The sequence below is a fragment of the Mycobacterium adipatum genome (assembly GCF_001644575.1).
Classification (GTDB): Bacteria; Actinomycetota; Actinomycetes; order Mycobacteriales; family Mycobacteriaceae; genus Mycobacterium; species Mycobacterium adipatum.
On the sequence record NZ_CP015596.1, the window covers coordinates 320,915 to 342,721 of the forward strand.

General features: G+C 66.5%; 19 protein-coding genes. 6 read left to right on the forward strand and 13 right to left on the reverse strand.

Going from position 1 to position 21,807, the window contains the following annotated elements:
• Positions 1–27 precede the first annotated feature (27 nt).
• Complete coding sequence (locus A7U43_RS01445; RefSeq protein WP_067990322.1) at positions 28–1,152, forward strand: NDMA-dependent alcohol dehydrogenase; 1,125 nt, start codon at positions 28–30, stop codon at positions 1,150–1,152.
• Between the two features lie 63 nt (positions 1,153–1,215).
• On the opposite strand, the gene A7U43_RS01450 is transcribed toward A7U43_RS01445, so the two are convergent.
• The 7 genes from A7U43_RS01450 to A7U43_RS01480 all read right to left on the reverse strand — a co-directional run bounded on the left by A7U43_RS01450 (position 1,216) and on the right by A7U43_RS01480 (position 9,406).
• On the reverse strand, positions 1,216–3,774 hold the full coding sequence (locus A7U43_RS01450; protein WP_067990325.1) for a hypothetical protein: 2,559 nt from the start codon (positions 3,772–3,774) through the stop codon (positions 1,216–1,218).
• Between the two features lie 369 nt (positions 3,775–4,143).
• Complete coding sequence (locus A7U43_RS01455; RefSeq protein WP_067990328.1) at positions 4,144–4,920, reverse strand: SDR family NAD(P)-dependent oxidoreductase; 777 nt, start codon at positions 4,918–4,920, stop codon at positions 4,144–4,146.
• Between the two features lie 54 nt (positions 4,921–4,974).
• Positions 4,975–5,262 carry a hypothetical protein gene (locus A7U43_RS01460; protein ID WP_067990331.1) on the reverse strand — a complete coding sequence of 96 codons (288 nt, stop codon included), beginning with the start codon at positions 5,260–5,262 and terminating at the stop codon, positions 4,975–4,977.
• 19 nt (positions 5,263–5,281) lie between these two features.
• Entirely contained in the window at positions 5,282–5,731 is a 450-nt protein-coding gene (locus A7U43_RS01465) for a DUF5078 domain-containing protein (protein ID WP_418287706.1), read from the reverse strand.
• 23 nt (positions 5,732–5,754) lie between these two features.
• A complete protein-coding gene (locus A7U43_RS01470) occupies positions 5,755–6,099 on the reverse strand; it encodes a DUF732 domain-containing protein (RefSeq protein ID WP_067990337.1) in 345 nt (114 codons plus the stop codon).
• A complete protein-coding gene (locus A7U43_RS01475; protein ID WP_067990341.1) occupies positions 6,096–8,984 on the reverse strand; it encodes an MMPL/RND family transporter in 2,889 nt (962 codons plus the stop codon). Before A7U43_RS01475 ends, A7U43_RS01470 begins: the two co-directional genes overlap by 4 nt.
• Positions 8,981–9,406 (reverse strand): MmpS family transport accessory protein, encoded by a 426-nt coding sequence (locus A7U43_RS01480; protein ID WP_067990343.1) that lies wholly within the window; start codon positions 9,404–9,406, stop codon positions 8,981–8,983. Before A7U43_RS01480 ends, A7U43_RS01475 begins: the two co-directional genes overlap by 4 nt.
• Positions 9,407–9,607: 201 nt before the next feature.
• Here A7U43_RS01480 and A7U43_RS01485 point away from each other — a divergent pair, with 201 nt between their 5' ends.
• Positions 9,608–10,261 carry a TetR/AcrR family transcriptional regulator gene (locus tag A7U43_RS01485; protein ID WP_068001691.1) on the forward strand — a complete coding sequence of 218 codons (654 nt, stop codon included), beginning with the start codon at positions 9,608–9,610 and terminating at the stop codon, positions 10,259–10,261.
• Between the two features lie 8 nt (positions 10,262–10,269).
• Here A7U43_RS01485 and A7U43_RS01490 read toward each other — a convergent pair whose 3' ends face one another.
• On the reverse strand, positions 10,270–10,713 hold the full coding sequence (locus tag A7U43_RS01490) for a MarR family winged helix-turn-helix transcriptional regulator (RefSeq protein WP_067990346.1): 444 nt from the start codon (positions 10,711–10,713) through the stop codon (positions 10,270–10,272).
• A 68-nt stretch (positions 10,714–10,781) separates the two neighbouring features.
• Here A7U43_RS01490 and A7U43_RS01495 point away from each other — a divergent pair, with 68 nt between their 5' ends.
• Both A7U43_RS01495 and A7U43_RS01500 read left to right on the forward strand, forming a co-directional pair.
• A complete protein-coding gene (locus tag A7U43_RS01495; RefSeq protein WP_067990349.1) occupies positions 10,782–11,543 on the forward strand; it encodes a pirin family protein in 762 nt (253 codons plus the stop codon).
• Positions 11,524–12,816, forward strand: a complete 1,293-nt coding sequence (locus tag A7U43_RS01500; RefSeq protein ID WP_197499941.1) for a PQQ-dependent sugar dehydrogenase family protein — start codon at positions 11,524–11,526, stop codon at positions 12,814–12,816. Before A7U43_RS01495 ends, A7U43_RS01500 begins: the two co-directional genes overlap by 20 nt.
• A 5-nt stretch (positions 12,817–12,821) precedes the next feature.
• Here A7U43_RS01500 and A7U43_RS01505 read toward each other — a convergent pair whose 3' ends face one another.
• Complete coding sequence (locus tag A7U43_RS01505; protein ID WP_067990354.1) at positions 12,822–13,100, reverse strand: GlsB/YeaQ/YmgE family stress response membrane protein; 279 nt, start codon at positions 13,098–13,100, stop codon at positions 12,822–12,824.
• Positions 13,101–13,270: 170 nt separating this feature from the next.
• Between A7U43_RS01505 and A7U43_RS01510 the strand changes: the two genes are divergently transcribed.
• Positions 13,271–14,347, forward strand: a complete 1,077-nt coding sequence (locus A7U43_RS01510) for a phosphodiester glycosidase family protein (RefSeq protein WP_067990357.1) — start codon at positions 13,271–13,273, stop codon at positions 14,345–14,347.
• Between the two features lie 333 nt (positions 14,348–14,680).
• On the opposite strand, the gene A7U43_RS01515 is transcribed toward A7U43_RS01510, so the two are convergent.
• Positions 14,681–15,895 carry an IS110 family RNA-guided transposase gene (locus A7U43_RS01515; protein WP_067990361.1) on the reverse strand — a complete coding sequence of 405 codons (1,215 nt, stop codon included), beginning with the start codon at positions 15,893–15,895 and terminating at the stop codon, positions 14,681–14,683.
• Positions 15,896–16,310: 415 nt separating this feature from the next.
• Between A7U43_RS01515 and A7U43_RS01520 the strand changes: the two genes are divergently transcribed.
• Complete coding sequence (locus A7U43_RS01520) at positions 16,311–17,609, forward strand: HNH endonuclease signature motif containing protein (protein ID WP_067990364.1); 1,299 nt, start codon at positions 16,311–16,313, stop codon at positions 17,607–17,609.
• Between the two features lie 147 nt (positions 17,610–17,756).
• On the opposite strand, the gene A7U43_RS01525 is transcribed toward A7U43_RS01520, so the two are convergent.
• The 3 genes from A7U43_RS01525 to A7U43_RS01535 all read right to left on the reverse strand — a co-directional run bounded on the left by A7U43_RS01525 (position 17,757) and on the right by A7U43_RS01535 (position 21,802).
• Positions 17,757–20,156 (reverse strand): hypothetical protein, encoded by a 2,400-nt coding sequence (locus A7U43_RS01525; protein WP_067990367.1) that lies wholly within the window; start codon positions 20,154–20,156, stop codon positions 17,757–17,759.
• 125 nt (positions 20,157–20,281) lie between these two features.
• On the reverse strand, positions 20,282–21,112 hold the full coding sequence (locus A7U43_RS01530; protein ID WP_067990370.1) for an SDR family NAD(P)-dependent oxidoreductase: 831 nt from the start codon (positions 21,110–21,112) through the stop codon (positions 20,282–20,284).
• A gap of 9 nt (positions 21,113–21,121) precedes the next feature.
• Positions 21,122–21,802 carry a YoaK family protein gene (locus A7U43_RS01535; protein WP_067990373.1) on the reverse strand — a complete coding sequence of 227 codons (681 nt, stop codon included), beginning with the start codon at positions 21,800–21,802 and terminating at the stop codon, positions 21,122–21,124.
• Positions 21,803–21,807 lie beyond the last annotated feature (5 nt).

Sequence of the window (21,807 nt, forward strand, 5' to 3'; positions counted from 1 at the left end):
TTGAAACGTGTTCTATTATCGGCACCCATGAAGACCAAAGGTGCCCTGCTGTGGGAACTCAATTCGCCGTTCACGGTCGACGAGATCGATCTGGGTGACCCGGTGGCCGACGAGGTGCAGATCCAGATGCACGCCGCCGGCATGTGCCACTCCGACTACCACATCACCACCGGTGCGACCCCGATCGGACTGCCGGCGCTCGGCGGCCACGAGGGCGCGGGTGTCATCACCAAGGTCGGCAAGAATGTCACCGGCCTGGCCGAGGGCGATCACGTCATCCTCGCGTTCATTCCCGCCTGTGGCGCGTGCCCGCCCTGCCTGAAGGGCTTCCGGTCGCTGTGTGACCGCGGTGCGGTGCTGCTCGGTGGCAAGGCCATCGCCGACGGCACCAGCCGCATCCATGCCGGCACCCATGAGGTGTCCCCGATGAACCTGCTCGGCACCTTCGCCCCGTACATGACGGTGCACAAGGATTCGGTCGTCAAGATCGACGACGACATCCCGTTCGAGACCGCGGCGATCATGGGCTGCGCGGTGCCGACCGGCTTCGGCTCGGCCACCAACGTCGCCGACGTCAAACCCGGCGAAACCGTCATCATCGTCGGTGTCGGCGGTATCGGTATGAGCGCGCTGCAGGGTGCGGTGATCTCCGGTGCCAAGCAGGTCATCGCGATCGATCCCAACGAGTGGAAGCGCGATCAGGCCATCAAGTTCGGCGCCACCCATGTGTACCCGACGATGGCCGAGGCCATCGCTCCCGTCATCGACGTCACGTACGGGCTGATGGCGGACAAGGTGATCATCGCGGTGGGCGAGATGAAGGGCGAGTACATCGAAGAGGCGATGATCCTCACCGCCAAGACCGGCACCTGCGTGGTCACCGGCATGGGGTCGATGCTCGACGCCGATGTGAAGCTGAACCTGTTTCTGTTCACCATGCTGCAGAAGACGTTGAAGGGCAACATCTTCGGCGGTGGCAGCTCTCACGTGGAGACACCGCGGCTGACCGCGCTGTACAAATCGGGCCTGCTGAACATCGACGATATGATCACGCGCACCTATCGCCTGGAAGACATCAACGCCGGCTACCAGGACATGCTGGACGGCAACAACATCCGCGGCGTCATCCGTTTCGACGAGGCCGACTGGTAACGGCCCCGCACGGCAGAACCGCCCAACTCCGTTCGGGGTTGGGCGGTTCTGTTTTTCGGACACTCAGGCGGCGTCGGCTCCGGTGTCGTCGCTGCCACTCGGTTCGGACTTCTTCGGCGCCTTGGCCGCGGCGGACTGCTTGGCCGCGGCGATTTCGGCGCCGGTCCTGGCGGCCTGCCGCACCCGTTTCGGCGCCTTCGGCAACCGCTTGACCTCAGGTTCGGCCACCTCGACGGGTTCCTCGGTGACCGGTTCGGCAGACTGCTGCACGGTCTGCGCGACCGGCGGCGTGTCCGCGGCCGCCGGGGTGGCATCGACCGCATCTCCCGATGCGTCGGTGGTGATCTGGATATCGGCCACCGCGTCGTCGACCGACCCGGTCAATCCGGACAGCACCTCTGCGACGTTGCCGTTGAGCAGATCACCGACCGACGACAGCGCGTTCGGACCGGTGTTGTTGTCCGTCGTCATCGCGGTCCGGAATCCGGTTCCCAGCTGCCGGAGCACATTCGGTAGCACCTCACCCCAGTTGACGTTCGGCAGCGTGCCGAACTGCACCCGGGTGGCCGCGGAGTCGAGGGTGCGCTCGTAGGCCCCGGTCTCGGGGTTCCAGAACGCATCCGAGTACCCCAGATTCGTCAGGCTGCGCAACGCCGGGGACAGGGCATTGGCCAGTCCGTTCACCAGGTTGGCCACCGGCGCCAGGCCCGCCAGCCGCATGACGTCACCGATCAGGTAGAGCGGTTCCAGCATCGGCAGGCTGTTGGCTCGCACCGTCAGGTAGATGTTCGTGTCGGCGGCGTTCTGGTCGGCCAGACTCGCGACCATTTCCTCCAACTCCGTGGTCAATTGACCGGCCGCTGCGGTGACGTCCAGGCCGCGCAGCATGTAGGTCGGGAGCAGGCCCGCGACCATATTGTTGACCAGCGTGACCGGGTTGGACCACGCCGCGAAGTCCGACATCAACTGGTACTCGACGGTGGCGTCGATCTTGACCGGCACCAGATTTGCCCCACCAAGGGCCAAGCCGGTGTCGCCGATCGGCGTGCCACCGCTGCTACTGATCGCGACATCCGGTGTGACGGCGTCGATTCCGAGCATCGCGAACAGATCCGCGAACCTGGCCATGATCCCGCCGTTGGCGCGTCCCGCGTTGTTCAGCAGGATCGCCGGCAAGATCGTCAGGCTGCCCAGCAGCGGATTCTCGCCGACATAGTCCACCCCGCCGGGCTGAGATGACAGCTGCGCCAGTACATCTCGATAGGCGGCACCGGCGGAGAACGCCCCCATTCCGGTACCGATCACGATCGGGATGCGCACCGACGCGATCTCCTGATCGGGGATGGCGTCGATGGCTCCGGTGACGGCGTCGTTCAGGGCGTCACCGATGCTGCCCGTTCCACTTTCCACCACACCGTCGACGAGTTCGGCGACGTTGCCCGACACTTGCCCGTTCAGGTTGTCGGCGAGATCGCCGATGAGCGGGCTCAGCGCACCGAAGAGCAGGTTCCCCGCCGGAACGCTCACCCCCAGCACGTTGAAGTTCAACCCGCTGAGCGCGCCTTCGATGCTGCTCCTCAGGTCGGCTTCCAGCGTGTCGGTCGCGTTGTCCACGATCTGGTTGACGATATTGTTCAACGCCGGCGTCAGCACGGTGCCCAGGTCCGCCGCCAGCGAACCATCCGCCAGCGAGTCAGCAAGCGCGGCAGCCAGATTCGCCTTCAGGGTCGACGTCCCGAGATCCAGGTAGCCGGTCCCGTTGACCGAGTCGGCGATGGCCGACTGCGTGCCCGGCACCCACCCCAGATCCACCCCACCCAGCAGGCGCGCCATGGTGAACAGCGGACCGGCCGAGGTGATGCTGAGCGCACCGCTGTCCACGAGGCTCGCGAGATCGAGTCCGACCAACTCCACCAGATTGCCCAGCTGGAAGTTGCCGTTCGCATCGGTCAGATCGGCGTTGTCGAACAACGTGGTGAGCAGATCGGGGAGCACTGCGGTGATCTCGGCGGTCAGCTCGTCGGCGGTCGGCACGATATCGGTCAGGTTGTCCATGATGCTGCCCGCGACGGTTCCGGCCACACCGTTGGCCAGATCGGTGACACCCGCGGAGCCGAGGACATCCGTCAGTCTGATCGTGACCGCCGGGAGGAATCTGACGGGTTTGACCGAGACGCTGACCGCGCGCAGCTGGGCGTCCACCGCCGCGGCGATCGCCGTCCGCAACTCGGCCTCCAGCGCGGCGGCATTCTCACCGGTGGTCGCCGAGGTGAGGAAGTCGGTCAGTGCCGAGCTGATCGCCGCGGTGACCGCCGTGTTCAGGTCGGAGCCCGCGTCGTTCAACCCGAGCGTGGCGAGCAACGCTGCCACATTGATGGTGTTGCCGTTGGCATTCAGCAGGTCGGTCAGTAGGCCGTCCGGAACCTGGGCCAACAACGTGTCCAGGGTGACCCGGGGCTGCGCGCCGAAGGTGTTGACCAATGCCGGCAGCAGCGTGTTGATGACGTTCTGCACCTGCTGGTAGGGCGTGCTGGCGGCGGTCAGGCTGACGTTGTGCTGTTCCTGGGCGAGCAGCGCCGGCGGTGTCGGCAGCGGCGCGGAGACTGCGACGGTTGCAGCCACCGCCGTAGCCGTAGCGGCGCTCAGCAACGCTGAACGAACGGTGTAGCTACTACGCCTGCGATGCTTCTGGCTCACGTTGATCCCCGATCCCACCATGCGAACAGTTGACAGCAATGGTGACTGAACGCATGACTTGCCCGCGTTAAGCGCCTTTTCAGATCGAATTACCGCGATGGGCCGTTATTTGCTGTTTCCGGCCGTCGCGCCAAAGAGGGTGACCCGCCAAATCGCGTTCGACGCGAAATTTGCATACGTGGCAAATTCTTCTGCAACGTAGTTCGGCTATCGAAATGTGCGCGGCGGACCGAACGGAGACAGCGAAAGGCCCCCTCACCGGGGCCGGTGAGGGGGCCTTTCGGGGTGCAGAATCTACTTCGGGGGCATCCGGATGCCACCGTCGACGCGGACGACCTCGGCGTTCATGTAGGAGTTGGTGAGCAGCTCCAGCACCATCGAGGCCAGTTCCTCCGGCTTGCCGAGGCGGTGCGGGAACAGCACCGACTCGCCGAGCTTGGCCTTGAATGCCTCCGAGGCCTCGCCCTCGCCGTAGATCGGCGTGTCGATCAGGCCCGGGGCCACCGTGTTGACCCGGATACCCGCCGCGGACAGATCTCGCGCGACCGGCAGCGTCAGACCCACGACGCCGCCCTTGGACGACGAGTACGCGGCCTGCCCGATCTGACCGTCGAAGGCCGCCACGCTGGTCAGGTTGACGATCGCGCCGCGCTCACCGGTGTCGGTGAACTCGTTGCGGCTCATCGCGGTCGCGGCCAGCCGGATGCAGTCGAAGGTGCCGACCAGGTTGATGGCGAGCACCTTCTTGTAGGCGTCCAGGTTGTGCGCCGAGGCGAACTCGCCGTCCTTGCCGATGGTGCGCTGGGCCCAGCCGATACCGGCCGAGTTCACCAGGGCACGCAGCGGGCCCAGATCGACCGCGGTGTTGACCGCGTCCAGGATCTGATCGGTGTTGGTGACGTCGACGGTGACGAAGACACCGCCGATCTCCTGCGCGAGTTCCTGCCCGCGTTCGGCGTTGAGGTCGGCGACGACGACCCTGGCGCCCTTGGCGGCCAGCTGGCGGGCCGAGGCCGCACCGATGCCGGACGCGCCACCGGTGACGATTGCGCTAGCTCCATTGATATCCACGTCGACAGACTAAGCCCGGCGGCCACCCTCCCGACCAGTGGGTTGGCTCGCCGGCTAGAAGTTCTTGACCACCCGGACCACCGCCGCCACGAAGACGGCGATGAACAGCAGCGTCACCAGGCCGGCGACCTCGAACCAGGGGCTCTGCAGGTCGCTGAGCAGAACACCTGCCGTCGGCAGGAAGAGCCACCCGAGCAGGAAGATCCCGACGGCACCGCGGTTGCTGGGACGCGGGGTGATCTCGTCGTCTTCGTCGACATGGTCTTGGTCGACATCGTCTTGACCGACATGGTCTTGGTCGACATCGTCGCTGAAGTAATCGTCCGGGTAGGACTGGCCCATACCGGCCAGCGTAGGCAGTTCAGCGCGCGACCGGCCAGTCCCAGACCGAGAGGTCACCGCGCGGATAGTTCATGCACACGGCGGTCGCCTTGGCCACCACGCCCTTGTTGTTGAAGAACACCTTCGCCCAGTTCCCCCAGCGGGTCGCGACCTGCTCGTAGTAGATGTTCGTGGCGGTGTCCTCGGAGTACTGGCGGCGCCCGGCGGCGTCCAACGAGTAGAACCAGTGGATGCGATCCTCGGCGGCCTGCTGCACATCGAGCGGGCGGTTGCTCTTGTCCAGCATGTACCGCTCGAAGTAGATCGGACTGGTGTCGCGCGCCGCGGCCAGATACTGCTCGGCGTCGCATAGCGTTTCGATCTGCTTGCTGGGGATCGGATATTCGTCGGTGGCGTCGGCGAAGGCCTGCGGCGACGCGAGTAGGCCGGCTGCTGCCGACGCGGTCACGATCAGCAGCAGTGCCCGCATGATCCATCGGAAGCGCGACGAGCTCATGCGTGATCACCGGCCAGTGCGGTCAGCGCCGCGGTGTGCTCCGGGCAGTACAGCGGGATGCCGGCACCCAGGAACTGCCACACCTGCTCGGTGGTCGTGGTGCGGGCGAGGTTCTGCGACAGGAACACCGCAGACTCGCGGGCATCGGCGTCCACCCCGGTCGTCAACCGCTTACAGGTGATCTTGGCCAGCCAGGCGTTGAAATCACGCTGGCCGTAGATCCCGAAACCGTGCAGCTGCGCCGCGAAATCGGTGTCCCGGTCGGCCGACGCCACCGGCGCCGCCGCGATGGGCAGGGCGACCAGCGCCGAGACCAGCCCGGCAATCAGTCGTGATTTCATGCAGACACCTCCTGGGTGGCCTTGGGCCAGGGTTGCGGCTTCGGACGCGGACGCACGTGCAGCGGCCACCAGAACCACCGGCCCATCAGCGCGGCGATCGACGGCGTCATCAGCGAGCGCACGACCAGGGTGTCGAAGAGCAGGCCAAGGCCGATGGTGGAGCCCACCTGTCCGATCACGATCATGTCGCTGACCAGCATGCCGATCATGGTGAAGGCGAACACGAATCCCGCTGCGGTGACCACTGATCCGGTGCCGGCCATGGAGCGGACGATCCCGGTGTTGATCCCGGCGTTGATCTCCTCCTTCATCCGCGACACCAGCAGCAGGTTGTAGTCCGCGCCGACGGCGAGCAACACGATCACCGACATCGGCAGCACCATCCAGCCCAACGGTATTCCGACGATGTGCTGCCACAGCAGCACCGAAAGACCGAACGACGTTCCCAGACTGAGTACCACCGTGCCGACGATGACGGCGGCGGCGGCGATGGCCCGGGTGAGAATCACCATGATCAGGAAGATGAGGATCAGCGATGCGACGGCGGCGATCAGCAGGTCGTAGTCCGCACCCTGCTGCATGTCCTTGTACATCGCGGCGCTGCCGCCCACATAGACGGTCGAGCCCTCCAATGGTGTGCCCTTGATCGCGTCGGCAGCGGCGATCCGCAACGGGTCGATGCGCGCGGTGCCGTCTTCGGTCAGCGGGTCTCCTTGGTGGAAGACGGTGAACCGCACAGCTTTTCCGTCGGGCGACATCATGAGTTTCATACCGCGCTGGAAATCCGCGGTCTCGAAGGCTTCCGGCGGCAGGTAGAAGGTGTCGTCATTGCGGGCGGTGTCGTACGCCTCGCCCATCGCCGTGTTGTCCTCCTGCATGGCGATGTTCTGATCCTGCTGCATCTTCTGCGCCTGATACTGATTCAGCATCATCTGCTTCTGATTCTTCAGCGTCTGGATCTGCGCCGGCAGCACCGCGGCCATCTGCGGGGTGAGCGTGGCCATCTCCTCCAGGTCGGGAACCAGCTCGGTGAAGTCGTCGGACATCGTGCTGATGCCGTCCAGGCTGTCGAACACCGATCGCATCGACCAGCACAGCGGGATGTTGAAACAGTGCGGCTCCCAGTAGAAGTAGTTGCGCAGCGGCCGGAACTGGTCGTCGAAGTCGGCCAGGTGATCGCGCACCTCGTTGAGGTTGTCCGATGTGTTGGCCATCTTGTCGGCCATCCGGCGGGTCACGGTGGCGAGCTGCAAGGTGACGCGGTACATCTCTTCCATCGAATCGATGCTCGTCTGCAGGTCGTCGGCCTGTTTCAGGGTGTTCTCCAGCACCGTCTGCTGGAAATCATTGTTCATGATCTGGCCGTTGCCGCTCTGGCTCATCGTGTAGGCCAGCGAGGCGTGTTCGATCGGTTTGCCGTCCGGGCGGGTGATCGTGGTGACCGACGCGATTCCGTGCACGCGCACCAACGCCTTGGCGATCTTCTCGATGACCAGGAAGTCGGCGGGATTGCGCATGTCGTGGTCGGACTCGACCATCACCAGATCGGGGTTCATCTTGGCATCGGAGAAGTGCCGGTCCGATGCGGCGTAACCGACATTGGCGGGCACATCGCTGGGCAGATAGATGCGGTCGTTGTAGATGGTGTGGTAGCCGGGCAGTGCCAGCAGGCCGACCATGCACAGCACGATGGCCATCACCAGGATGGCACCCGGCCAGCGGACCGTGGCCGTACCGAGCCGGCGCCACCCGCGGGCACGGCCATCGCCCTTGGGCTCCAGCACCTTTCCGAATCGGGTGACGATCGAGATCAAGGCCGGCCCGAGGGTGAGCGCGGCGGCCACCACGATCGTCATGCCGATCGCGAGCGGGAATCCCATGCTCTGGAAGTACGGCAGTCGGGTGAAGTGCAGGCAGGCCGTCGCCCCGGCGATCGTCAGACCGGATGCGAGCACCACGTGCGCGGTGCCGTGGAACATGTCGTAGTAGGCCGATTCCCGGTCCATGCCCGAGCGCCGGGCCTCTTGATATCGCCCGATCAAGAAGATCGCGTAGTCGGTGGCGGCGGCGATCGCCAGCGTCACGACCATGCTGGTCGCGAAGGTGGTGAGTCCGAAAACCTGGTAGTAGCCCAGGAAACTCACGATTCCGCGGGCGGACAGCAGCCCCACGAACACCATCGTCATCGTCACGAGCATCGTGATGACCGACCGGTAGATGATCAGCAGCATCACGATGATGATGACGATCGTCACGCTCTCGATGGTTTTCATGCTGGCGTCGCCGACGATGTTCTGGTCGGTGGTCAGCGCCGCGGGCCCGGTGACGTAGGCCTTCACCCCTGGCGGCGGTTGGGTGCCCTCGACGGTGTCGCGGACGACCCGCACCGACTCGTTGGCCAGCGCCTCGCCCTGGTCACCGGCGATATAGACCTGCACATAGGCGGCCTTGCCGTCGATGCTCTGCGCACCGGCAGCGGTCAGCGTGTCACCCCAGAAGTCCTGCACGTGCTGGACATGCTTGGTGTCCGCGTTGAGCTTTCGAACCACCTCGTCGTAGAACGCATGGGCGTCCGGGCCCAGCGGCTCGTCACCCTCCAAGACGATCATCACCGAGCTGGAGGTGTCGTACTCTTCGAACTTCTGCCCGACGTGCTTGGTGGCGATCAGCGCGGGCGCGTCGTTGGGGCTCATCGAGACGGCACGGAGCTTGCCGACCTCTTCGAGCTGCGGCACCACCGTGTTGAGCAGCGCGACGATGACGACCCAGGCCAGCACGATCGGCACGGCGAAGGTTCTGATGAAGCGGGGCAATTTCGGGCGGGCCGCGTGCCGCGCCGGCGGCATCGCGTCGGTGGGCGTGTCGTCGGCGAACAGCGTGGTCATGCTGCCTTCACCAGGCAGTAGGTGGCGGCGTTCATTCCCTCGGCCGTCCTTTCGTCTTTCACCTCGTCATCGACCGTGACGCGGCAGCTGATGGTCGATCCGTCGCCCTGGGCCATGATGTTCGGCATGACCGACGGCAGCGTCGTCTCCAGGGTCAGCGTCCAGGGCAGGCTGACCTCGCCCGTGCGCTGCGGTTTGCCGTCCAGGTCGGCGTAGTTGATGTTGGCGTAGGACCCGGTCCCGAAGATCTCGTATGTGACGACCTTGGGGTTGAAGTTCTCGGCGGTGTCCGCGTCGATCGGGGTCACGATGGCACCGTCGGAACCGAAGACCGAACGCAGGTTCGAGACCGCGACCAGCCCGATGACCACCGCGAACACCACCAGGACGGGCAGCCAGACCCGTTTGACGAGAGTCATCACCGTTGCCGACCACCGTTGTCGGCCAAGGGTTTCGCGGCCGTGAGAGCGCGCGCGAATACTGCAGGCATGGTCGTGCCTTTCGGTGAGGGACGCCGCGAGCCACCGTCGGCATGCGATCTGATCTTGGAATCTAAACCCGTAAGTGGATAGAGTCAATCCGGTTATAGCGTTTAGGTAAGGGACATCACTAAAGTGGGCTCCGTGATTGACAAACCGTGCCGCGGCCTGCGCAAGGACGCCGAGCGCAACCGGCAGCGCGTGCTCACCGCCGCACGCGAGCTGTTCGCCATCAAGGGCATGGAGGCCACCCTCAACGATGTGGCCCATCACGCCGGCGTGGGTGTCGGGACCGTGTACCGGCGCTTCGCGACCAAGGAAGACCTCGTCGAGGCAATCTTCGAAGAAGGCGTTGCCGAGATCGTCTGTCTCGCGGAAACCGCGCTACAGCACGAGAATTCGTGGGATGGCTTCGTGTGGTTCATGGAACGGCACTGCGAGCTGTCTGCCACCGACCGCGGACTGCGCGAGATCGTCTACAGCAAGGCCTACGGCGGTGACCGAGTCGAGTGCGCCCGCGAAGCGCTGGTGCCGCTGCTGTCCAAGCTCGTCGAGCGGGCCCGCCGGGATGGCCATCTACGCGCCGATATCGAGCACACCGACACCCCGATCATCGGCCTACTGGCCGGCACCGTGAGCGAGTGGGCCGGCCACGTCGATCCAGATCTCTGGCGCCGCTATGTCGCCCTCCTACTGGAGGGCATGCGGTATCACCCGGATCAGAAGCCGCTCGGCACCGCCGCGCTCGACGGCGATCAGATGCACGCCGCGATGCACGGCTGGGACCCGGCCGGCTGACCGCGACGTCAGCCGAGCCGGTCCAGCACCTCGGTCACCCATCGACCGACCGCCCGCAACTGGGCCGCACTCATGCCGTCGAACACCACCGCGCGCACCAATTCGACATGCGCCGGCGCGGCGGCGGCCAGCGCGGCGCGGCCCTGCTCGCTCAGGCCGACGATCACACTCCGGCGATCGTCGTCGGCGTTGCGACGATCGATCAATCCGCGCTCGCCCATCCGGCGCAGCTGGTGCGACACCCGGCTCTGCTCCCAGCCCAGTCGCTCCCCCAGCTCGCTCATCCGGCACCCCGGCGATTCGTCGAGCGCCACCAGCACGTCGTAGTCGGCCAGCGACAATCCGCAGTCCTGCTGCAACTGACGGTTCATCACCGCCTGCAGACGTCCCGTCATCGTCAGGTACCCCCGCCACAGCGCCTGTTCGCGCGCGTCCAGCCACATGGAATACATGACACATCATTTAAGTTGTGCTGTCCATCGCCCGCGCCTAGGCTGGGCCCTGATCTCGAGGAGCATCGATGACCCGAAGCGCATCCGTGGACATCCGGCCCGCGGCCGACCGCCCGGCGACCAGGATCTCCTGGCTCGATTCCAAGCATTCCTTCTCGTTCGGCGGCCACTACGAACCGGACAACACCCATCACGGCCTGCTGCTGGTCAACAACGACGACCGGGTGGCGCCGGGAAGCGGCTTCGAAACCCACCCGCACCGCGATATGGAGATCGTGACCTGGGTGATGCAGGGCTCCCTGGTCCACCAGGACTCCACCGGAAACAACGGCGTCATCTATCCGGGCCTGGCCCAGCGCATGTCGGCCGGCCGCGGCATCCTGCACTCGGAGAAGAACGACTCCTGGACCCTGACCGGCGGCGAAACGCACAGCGAACCAGTACATTTCGTGCAGATGTGGGTGGTCCCGGACGAGTCCGGCCGCGACCCCGGCTACCAACAGCTCGAGATCGACGACGAACTGCTGCGGGGCGGCCTGATCACCATCGCATCCGGTATGCCCGAGCATCGGGACCAGTCGGCCATCACCATCGGCAACAAATACGCCGCCCTGCACGGCGCGCGGCTGCAGGCCGGTGAGTCGGTGCAACTGCCGCAGGCGCCCTATCTACACCTGTTCGTGCCCCGCGGCGCGGTGAGTCTGGAAGGCGCGGGCGAACTCCTTGAGGGCGATGCGGCGCGGCTGACCGCGACCGGCGGGCAGCGGGTCACCGCGACCGAACCGTCCGAGATCCTGCTGTGGGAGATGCATGCCGGCCTGGGCCGATAGTCACAAGATCGTCGGCGGCCTGGCCTTCGCCGCGATGCTGGTCGGCTGTGCGGCGGGCACCCCGGCCGGGCCGCCGCCCAGCGGCACGGTCAGCTCCCCGAGCCCTGGAGCGCCCGCCGCCACCGGCCTCGCCGAGGTCACGGTGTCCGTGCCCGACGGTCTGGCTCAGGCACCGTTCGACGTGCCCCGCCGGGCGCTGGTCCCGGCGGGCTGGACGCTGTCGGTGTGGGCCAGGACCTCCAAGCCGCGGCTGGCCGCGTGGGCGCCCGACGGCGCGATGCTGGTGTCGGTCCCCAGTGCGGGACAGGTACTTTCGCTGCGCACAGGGCAGGTCGAGGTACTGCTGGCCGGTCTCAACCAACCGCACGGGCTCAGCTTCGCCGGCGACTCCCTCTACATCGCCGAGAGCGACCGCGTGGACGTCTACACCTACCGCGACGGCTCCGCCACCGATCGCCGCACCATCGTTGACGGCCTACCCGATGCCCGCAGCCCCGACCTGCGGGGCGCCTACTCGCACGCATTGAAGAGCGTCGCCGTCGACACCGAGGGTGATGTCTATTTCTCGATCGGCTCCACCGGCAACATCTCTGTCGAGGATCGCACCGCCACGCCGCCACGCGCCACCATCATGCGGGTACCCGCCGGAGGCGGTGCGATGCAGCCGTTCGCCACCGGTGTCCGCAATGGCACCGGCCTGGCCATCGCACCCGATGGTGCGGTGTGGACAGCGGTGAACAATCGCGACAACGTCGCGGACCCGGCCACCGGCACCGTCGATCCCGCCTACGTCGACGATCACCCACCCGAGTCGGTCGCCCGGCTCACTCCCGGTCGCGAATTGGGCTGGCCCTATTGCAATCCCGACGGTGGCCCTGCCGATCTCGCCCTGATCCGCGATGTCCAGACCAACCCCGACGGCGAGGCGATGGACTGCGCTGCGTTACCCCGCATCGAACAGAGTCTCGGGGCACACTCCGCACCGCTCGGCATGAGCTTCACGAACGGGCAGCTACCGGCGCCCTACGCCAGCGGCGCGCTGATCGGTGTGCACGGGTCCTGGAACAGACAGCACCCGCAGGAACCCGAGGTGTCGTTTTTCCCTTGGCAGGACGGCACTCTGGGTGACCAGCAGACCCTCGTGGGGGGCTTCCAGGCGCCCGACGGAAGTCGTTGGGGCAGACCGGTTGCCGCCGTGCCCGGCCCCGACGGTGCGGTGTACATCACCGACGACTATGCCGATGCGGTGTATCGGCTCGCGCCGCCGGGTTAGCCGGGTCAGGCGACCGGGGTGCCCTTCCGCCCGGTGACAGCGGCATAGAGACCGATCAGGATGACGGCCACTCCGACGCCCACCAGGAACGGGATGATGGCGAAGCCCCCGTTGGCGTTCGCGTACCCGAGTTGGTAGGTCACCCAACTTCCCAGCACCGATCCGAGTGCGCCCAGCAGAATGGTCATCACGATGCCGATGCCTTGTTTGCCGGGCAGGATCATGCGCGCCAACACGCCGACGATCAGACCGACGAACAGGGCGCTGACGATGGTTCCGATCATGATTGCTCCTCAACTAACGCAGTGGTCCTGCCCGATTACCCGATCCCGGTGATCTTCAAGCGCATGACCGATGCGCAACCGAGATGCAGTTGTGACGAAAGTTGACAGTGTTGCTGGTGTGATTAATCTGAGTCGTCCGCCCACACCATGCCGAAGGGATCGCCGTGCCGATGGTTGCCGCCCGCTTCCGGGGGATCGCCTCCGGAATCGCCACCCTCGCGGTCACCGCGGCGCTGGCGACGGGCACTGGCGCGCCGATCGCCGCCGCCGCCGACGGGCGAGCGTTGCTGGCCACCGCGATCGCCAACACCCGCGGGTCCTATCTGGTGTACAACTTCGGCGGCGGCAACCCGACCCCGCTGCTCAACGCCGCGGGCACCTGGTACGAGAGCGGTGGCGGCGGCCACCTGATGATCATCAAGAGCGCCTCCCAACGACTGGCACCCCGATTGCTCGCCGATACCCACAACGGCTATCAGTCCCGGTGCGAACGCACGCCGGGTGCCCGCACCGGCGACGGTCTGGTGCAAGCATCGGAGCTCTACACCCCGATCGCGGCGTGGCAAGCGCTGGGGCAACCCACCATTGCCATCAACGCCAACTTCTTCGACATCCGGGGCCAACAGCGCGGATCGTGGAAGACCACGGGGTGCAGCTCACCGTTGGGCGCCTATGTCGACAACACCCGCGGACTCGGTCGCGTCAACGTACCGGTCACCGGCACCGTCGCCTACGCCGGAAAACAGGGCCTGTCCGGAGGTGACGAAGTCTGGACCCCGCTGGCCACGATGATCCTGCCGGTCGCGGGGGCACCCTTCATGGTGATGCCGCGCTCCGGTGACGATTTCGACGCCGCCGGCCCGGTGATCAACGATCTGATCAACAAGGGCACCCGGTTTGTCGCGGTGAGCGGTCTCGGATTGCTCGCCCCCGGCGATACCGGCCAGATGAACGATCCCGGCCCCTCGGCCGCCCGTACCGCACTGGCCTACGCGCGCGATCGCGACGAGATGTATGTGTTCCAGGGCGGCAGCTACACCCCCGATCAGATCCAGGATCTGTTCCGCGGCTTGGGAAGTGACACCGCACTACTGCTCGACGGGGGCGGCTCGTCGGCGATCGTGCTGCGCCGCGATACCGGCGGCATGTGGGCGGGCGCGGGCGTACCCAAGGGGTCGTGCGATACCTATCAGGTGCTGTGCGACTCCCGGGAACGCGCGCTGCCCAGCTGGCTCGCGTTCAACTAGCTGGCTGTAGGTCGAGTCAAGGGGTGTGGAGGCCGTAGTGGGCCGACGCCCGGGGCGGGGCGTGATGTCTGTGGTCGGTGGTGCTGCCGAGTTGAGGGCGGGTGCCTGGCGCCCACGCTGACTTATGCAACCTCGGTGTGGGTTATCTGGCGTCGTTCGGGCTGCCGTGGAGGCGAAGGGCCGGGTGCCAAGCTAGCGTCGGCGTGACCGGTGGGGGCCCGCCATAGCGGATACGGCATCTGATCCGGCCCTTCGTCCCGTCCTTCTAGCGTGGCACTACTGACGGGGTTGTGGAAGGGTCTGGTCGGTCCTTTCGCGTTGAGTGTGCGGGGTCTAGGCCCAGCGGGCTGCCTCGTAGGTGGCGTGGTCGCGGACGAGTGCATGGGCGATGCGGTTGGCGCGATGGGCCAACGCGCAGGCGACGATGCCGCCGGGCTTGCCGCGATCTTTGAGCCCCTGGGCGTAGTTCTTGGCGGCCGGCTCGTTGAGCCACAGGCCGATGCCTAGGTCGATCAGGGCGCGGCGCAGTGCGACGCTGCCTTCGCGGCTGATACCGCCGTCGCGGCGCTTGTGGGCGGATTCGTATTGCATGGGGGACAACCCCGACGCACGGTAGATCTGCTGGGGTCCCGGCCAGCGTTTCGGATCACCCAGAGCGGCAGCGTAATTGGATGCCCGCACCACTGCCCAGCCTGGCACCGAGGTCAACGTTGCATATGGGCTGCGCGGTAACAGTGATCCCAGCGCGGTCTCCGCGGACTGAATCTGGTCGTCAAGATCGCCCAGCAACACCAGATCGGCGGCCAGTATCCGACGCGCGATCACGGCGTCGCGGGTCGGCAAGGCGTCATGGGCCGCAGCGACCAAGCGCTCGGCGACGGGGCGGCGCAGTTGCAGGTCGCGGGTCGCGGCGAAGCGGATCAACCGGTTGACCCCGAGCCCGGCCAGGCGTGCCGGGTCGGTGAACTCGGCGGCCATCAGCCGGCCGATCTTGGTGGCCAGCACGTCGGGCAGAGCCAGGGTCAGCCCGGGAAAGGCCCGGTCGAGCTGGCCGAGCAGCTGATTCTTCGTCGCGGTACGCGTGGCGACCCGCCGGCTCCGATGCACTGCCCAGGCGCTGATCTCACCGATCACGACATCGCGATCGGTGACCGGACGCCCGTAGCCGGCCAGCACCAGCTCGGTGATCGCTTCCAGGTCGATGACATCGGTCTTGATCCGGCGCCGTCCCTGCACGCGGCGCTGCTCAGCGACCTGAGCGGGGTTGAGTTCCAACACTTCCCACCCATCGGGCCATTGATGGTCGAGCACCGGTCGGTGATAGTGGCCGGCCGCCTCCACGCCCACCTTGACCTGCACCGCGGCAGGTGCGACAGCCATCGCGCGAGCCGCCGCGGCGGTCAGGCCCGATCCGGTCATCGCGAATTCCGACGGCGCGAGCAGCCGATGGCGAGCCGCGTCGGTCACCGAAAGCACAGCTGAGGTCTTGCCGACATCGACGGCAACGACGATCGTGGACGACGTGACTGGCGCTACATGCACAGACACAACAACACCTCCGGGGTGTGTCAGGAGGTCCGCGTGCGTCAACACACGGACCCCGAAAAGGAATCAGTTACAGATCCCTTCCTGACACCTCCGGAGGCATTTGAGAAGGACTAACTCGATCTATATCAGCTGGTCATCAGGATCGACGGGTTCGCCGACTGCCACCCCCGCAGCTTCGGTGCAGAACTGTCACCGATCTCCTGATACATAACCCCTTGCGCGGCACGGTTTGGCGGCGTTGTATCGAACATACGTTCGAAACATAGAGCTTCCGGTATGCACCCGTGGAGCAGTTGACCGCGACGGATGTCGCTACAGAGAGAGGTTCGGCGGCCCTGGGGCTTTCCGAGCCGTGTTGCCCATTCGGACTGTTGTTGCCTGCCCGTGTGCACCTCTGTGAAAGCCGGTATCCACTGTGGACGCCACCCATCTCGATACGTTTGTTGATGCGTTGATCGATGACCTCACCCCTGCCGCCGCGCGGGAGGGGGATCGCACCCTGTTCCATCTGCTGGACGCTCCCCGCCGCGGTGTTGACGATCAGGCGGTGGTGGCGGTGCTGGCCGCCGCGGTCACCCTGCGCAATCTGGCCGATCATGTCATCGCTTCGGCGGTCGCGGCCGCGGAACGGGCCGGGATGCCCGCCCGGCGGCACCTACGCACGGGGGCCGATCTGCTCACCGCCCTAGGCGTGGCCCCGGGTGCGGCCTATCGAGCGGCCCGGGTGGGGCGGGCCGCGGCCGCTCTGCCGGCGCTCACCCGGGCTCAGCGACTCGGTGGGATCGGGATCGAATTCGCCGACGCCGTCGGCAAGGGCGTCAGCCACATCGAATCCCGGGTGGCGTTGGCCGATGACGAGCGCGCCGCAGTGATCACCACCCTGATGGTTCAGAGCACCCCGTCGGGGGTGGACAAGAAGGCCCGCGGGATCGCCATCGCCAAAGCCACGACCCAACCGGTCGACAACACGGTGCCGGTGGCGGAGAACACCGACCTCAACGACATGAACGTGGCGCAAACCGGTGACGGGCGGGTGGCGGCCACCCTGGACCTCGACATCCTCACCGGCGAAGAACTGCTCGCCGCCCTCGACCCGCTATGCCGACCCGTCCCGCTGCCCGACGGATCCCCGGACCCCCGCCCAGCCGGGCGGCGCCGCGCCGACGCCTTCGGGCAGATACTGCGCACCTACCTATCCAGCTCGGGGCGCCCGACGAGCGGTGGGGTCCTCCCGCACGTCACCCTCATCCGCCCCACCACAGCCGGTGTGGACTGCCTCGGGTTCGGCGGGCCCATCACCACCTCGACCGCCGAGCTGATCGTCTGCGACAGCACCCTGACCGCGGTGACCGTCGACCACTCGGGCGCACCCCTGGATGTCGGGCGCAGCGAACGACTCTTCACCCCCGCGATCCGCAAAGGCCTAGCGGTCCGCGACGGCGGCTGCGCACACCCCGGCTGCGGGCGACCGGTGTCCTGGTGCGACGCCCACCACATCACCCCCTGGGAACACGGCGGCACCACCAGCCTCGACAACGGCGTCCTGCTCTGCCGGCTGCACCACACCGCCATCCACCACGGCGGCTGGCAGGTCTACCTCGGCCCCGACCGCCACCCCTGGTTCATCCCACCCCATGCCCCGGGCACACCCGAACCCGAGCATCTGCGATCACACGCCCGACGCACCATGACCTACCTACCCACCGCCGCATAACCACACCTGCACCGCACCTTGACAACTGGACAGAGAAAACCGCCCGCACAGCGGGTCCGGCGGCACAACACCCCGCCGGACCCGCCACCACGGATCGCGCCCCTACGCCGCAGGGTGAAAACTAGGCCGCCGCTTGCCGCGGGGTGACTAGGCCGCCGCTTTGTCTGCCTTCTTGGTGTCGGACTTCTTGGTCTCGGACTTCTTGGTCTCGGACTTCTTCTCAGTGTCCGGCTTCTTGGCCTCCGAGGTCTCGGACTTCGTCGCGTCGGCCTCGGCGTCGGCGGCGCCCGATGTGGTGGGCGCCGGCTTCTTCTTGGGCGTGAGTGCATTCGTGATGTCACGCACCACGTTCATCAAGGGGTTCTTCTTGACCGTGGGCTTCTTCACCGCCGGGGCCTCGTCCTCGCCCTCGGGTGCAGTCTCGGCCGGGGTCTCCGCGGGGGTCTCCACGGCAGGCTCTGCGGCAGGCTCTGCGTCAGGCTCTGCGGCAGTGGGAGCTTCGTCGTCGGCGGCTGCCTCCGAGGTCTGCTCGGCCTCTTCGGTGTCCGGCGCCGCGTGCTTGGGCGCCAGCCCGGAGTCCTCGGGGATCGCTGCGCTCGGGTTGGCGGCGTGCTTGCCGGTCGGGACGTCACCCTCAGGATCCACCGACAGCGTGACCAGCTTGGCGTCGGGGTCCGGCAGATCGCCCGCCGCGGCCGCGAGGGTGCGCGCCGCATTGGGTGCCTGCCGACTCGACTGGCCGGTGAGGCCGGCCGCCAGGTTGTCCAATCCGGCCTGCAGACCCGCGGTGAGTCCCCCGAGATTCAGTCCCTTGGTGAGGGTTTGGATCAGCTTGCCCAGGTTCTCCAGGACGTTGGGCGGCGCCGCGGTCGGCTTGCCGCTGATGAACTCCTTGTGGAATCCGTTCACCAGTGAGGTCATGACGTCGTTGAGGGCGCGCCCCCAGTTGACGTCCGGGAAGGACATGAACGGCGTGGCCGTGTCCGGATCGTCCAGGGTGCGGGTGTAGGTACCGTCCGGGTTGCGCACCACATCGGTGTAGCCGAGGTTGACCAGACTGGTGAGGGCGGGCGCCAGAGCATTGGCCAGCCGGATGGGCAGGGTGCCCAGCGTTCCGAAGCTCACCATGTTCAGCAGATCACCGGCCAGGTACAGCGGTTCCAGCAGTGGCAGCGTCTTGGTGGCCAGGGTCAGGTAGACGTTGACATCCAGCGGGCTGCCGAGATCGAGTGCTCCGCTGACGGTTTCCCCGACCTCCTCGAGGATCTGGTCCAGCGCACTGTCCAATTCCACGCCGCGCAGAATGTAGGACGCCCCGATGGTGCCGGCCAGCAGGTTGTTGAACAACGTGAACGGATTGGGCCAGGCCGCGAAATCCGAATACGGCTGGTACTGGACGGTCGCATCGACCTTGATCGGGACGAGGTTCGCCGCACCGAGCTCGATTCCGGTGCCCAGCACCGGGATTCCGGTGCCGGCGTTGGTGGCCTTCACATCTGGGGTGATCATGTCGATACCGAGCAGATCGAACAGCGGGTAGAACCGGGCAAGCATGCCACCGTTGGCCCGGCCGACATTGTTGGCCAGGATCATCGGCAGCAAGGTCAGGCTGCCGAGTGGACCCCCGCCGTTGGCACCGACCCGAGGCTGGTTGCCGAGGTCGGCGAGCGCCTGCTGGTACGCCGAACCGGCCGCCATCGCGCCGAACCCGTACCCGATCACGATCGGGATGCGGACATCGATGACGTTGAGGTCCGGCAGATTGATGTCCTCGACACCCTGCAGCACCGCGGAGATCAGCGGGCCGAGCAGCGGGATGTTCCCGACCGCGTCACCTGCCAGATCGAGCACCGCGTCCAACAGGTTCTCGACGCCGACCTCCAGGTAGGGGGTCTGGTTGATGGCGTCGGCCACGGCATTGGCTGTGCCGGGCGTCCACCCCAGGTCGAGCCCGGCCAGCATCTTGAGCAGCAGGAACGGCTCACCCGGGGTGATGATGTTGACACCGGGGATGTCCAGGCCGGCCAGGTTCAGCGGATCCGACAGGTCAAGTCCGACCAGCCCCAGCACCGCCGACAAGGTGATGTTGCCCTGGGCATCCGTGATGTTCAGCAGGTCGAGGATGTTGATCAGCAGCGGGGTGACCAACCCGCCCAGGATCGGTGTGAGCACCGACCCCAGATCGATCGGGATGGCACCCAGTATGTCGTCGAGAAACGCCGTCGGTATCTGACTGAGCAGGTTCTCGATGTTCAGGCCGAAACCGCCGGCCAGGTTGACGCCGGCCAGCGCCCGCTCGTAGGCGGCAATGAATTCCTGGAAGGTGTTGTACGCGGTCTGCCCCGAGCCCGCGGTGACATCGGGCAGGGTGCCGGGTGGACCGAACGGGCTGACCGAGGCGCTCAGGTCGACCGGCTGCTCGACCACCCGCAGGTAGTGCTGCTCCGGGCGAGGCAACGGGGTCGGCGCTGCCGCACCGACGGTCAGCGCTGTCGCGGTCGCCGTCGCCGCCGTGACGACAGCCAGCCTCCTGGTGTGCTCCGCCACGTTCCGGTGTTTTCCAGCCATCAGCCCCACGCCTCCCCCGCCTGCCCCGTGCAGTTCCCTGCCGAAACTTAACATTCAAGATCGCGGGGCTGGGGCGTTTGGTCGGTAATCGCCGAATGGCTAGGTCAGGGCTGGCGCATGACGGCTCGCAGCACCCGGTCCCTCACGCGCACAGGCAGGTTCGTCATCAACGCGATCTGCAGGCGCGGCCCGGCCCCGACAACGTAGCGGGCGCGCGGACGTTTCGCGGTCAGTGCCGCCCGCACCACGTCGGATACCTTTTCCGGTGCCACCGCCAACCTTTGCGAGATCGGCACGGCCTTGCGCATTCCGCTCACATGCCTGCCGTAGAGATCCCGCTCGGCGGGCGTGAGTGCGGCGTCGACATCATCGACCATGCTGCCCGCCGTTCGCCACATGTCGGTGTCGGTCTGTGCGGGCTCGATCAACACCACCGGTATCCGCCACGGGCTCAGCTCCATTCGGAGAGCATCCGCGGCGGCCTCCAGCGCGAACTTCGACGCCGCATAGGCGCCGATCAGCGGTGTGGACATGCGCCCGTTCACGCTCGAGATGAACACCACCCTGCCGTGGGCGGCTCGTAGCCGGGGCAACACGGCTCGGGTCACGGCGAATTGCCCGATCACGTTCACCTCCAGCTGGGTGCGCCACTGCTGAGTGGTCAGGGTTTCCATCGGTCCGGCCATCACGATGCCGGCGTTGTTCACCACCGCATCCAGCCGGTAGGGCAGCGCATCGTCGAGTGCGGAGATGTCCCCGTCATCGGTGACATCGAGAATCACCGCCGAAATACGCTGCGGATCAACCGCTGTCAGGGCCGCGCCGTCGGCATCGCTGCGCACGCCGGCGATGACGTCCCAGCCGTGGGCCGCCAGTTGTTCCGCGATGGTGCGGCCGATACCTCGGCCGGCCCCGGTGACCAGGACTGAAGGCATGCGATCAGCCTATCCGCTGCCGGGTTCCGCCGGCGCGAAGAGGAAGATCAGCGCGGCCGTCGCCACCACGGCGGCGGCCAGGCCGATCACCGGGGCCACCACGTGCAGAGTCAAGGTCGCGCCGAGCACCGCACCCGCGCACATCGTCAACACCACTGTGTAGCGCAGCTTCTCGCGCTGCCCGCTGCCGCCGGCAAGCCTGCTGTCGAATCCGATGCCGACGATGGTCTGGGTCAGCACGGTGGTGCTCAGTTCCTGGATCCCGAATTGGCGGGCGGTTGCATTCTGGATCCCGAAGGCCACGGCGAGCCCGGCGATCAGGATCAGCTTGGTGTCATCGTGGTATCGCAGCACGCCACTGCCGGCCAGCGCCGCGAGCACCGTCAGCAGCAGCACCTCCACCGACAAGGCCACGGTGACCCAGCGGCGCTCCGCGGGTCCGAGGTGGCGTACCAGTCGACCGCCGATCACCGCCCCGGTGATGAAGCTGACGAACGCGACCACCGCGGCCAACAGGTCCACCCCCGAATGCGGCACGAACCAGAAACCGAGAAAGATCACGTTGCCGGTCATGTTCGCGACGAACACGTGCCCGAGCACCAGCACGCTGACCGCGTCGACCAGCCCGGTGGCAAATGTGAGGAGCAGCAGCGCTGCGACGGTGAACTGTTGCGAGACGGGCGATTTCATGGACG

Coding starts and splice junctions, on each gene's coding strand:
- A7U43_RS01500 (WP_197499941.1), top strand. CDS start 11,524: ATGCCGGCCTGGGCCGATAGTCACAAGATCGTCGGCGGCCTGGCCTTC.
- A7U43_RS01475 (WP_067990341.1), bottom strand. CDS start 8,984: ATGACCACGCTGTTCGCCGACGACACGCCCACCGACGCGATGCCGCCG.
- A7U43_RS01490 (WP_067990346.1), bottom strand. CDS start 10,713: ATGTATTCCATGTGGCTGGACGCGCGCGAACAGGCGCTGTGGCGGGGG.
- A7U43_RS01535 (WP_067990373.1), bottom strand. CDS start 21,802: ATGAAATCGCCCGTCTCGCAACAGTTCACCGTCGCAGCGCTGCTGCTC.
- A7U43_RS01495 (WP_067990349.1), top strand. CDS start 10,782: ATGACCCGAAGCGCATCCGTGGACATCCGGCCCGCGGCCGACCGCCCG.
- A7U43_RS01465 (WP_418287706.1), bottom strand. CDS start 5,731: ATGCGGGCACTGCTGCTGATCGTGACCGCGTCGGCAGCAGCCGGCCTA.
- A7U43_RS01510 (WP_067990357.1), top strand. CDS start 13,271: ATGGTTGCCGCCCGCTTCCGGGGGATCGCCTCCGGAATCGCCACCCTC.
- A7U43_RS01505 (WP_067990354.1), bottom strand. CDS start 13,100: ATGATCGGAACCATCGTCAGCGCCCTGTTCGTCGGTCTGATCGTCGGC.
- A7U43_RS01445 (WP_067990322.1), top strand. CDS start 28: ATGAAGACCAAAGGTGCCCTGCTGTGGGAACTCAATTCGCCGTTCACG.
- A7U43_RS01530 (WP_067990370.1), bottom strand. CDS start 21,112: ATGCCTTCAGTCCTGGTCACCGGGGCCGGCCGAGGTATCGGCCGCACC.
- A7U43_RS01470 (WP_067990337.1), bottom strand. CDS start 6,099: ATGAAATCACGACTGATTGCCGGGCTGGTCTCGGCGCTGGTCGCCCTG.
- A7U43_RS01460 (WP_067990331.1), bottom strand. CDS start 5,262: ATGGGCCAGTCCTACCCGGACGATTACTTCAGCGACGATGTCGACCAA.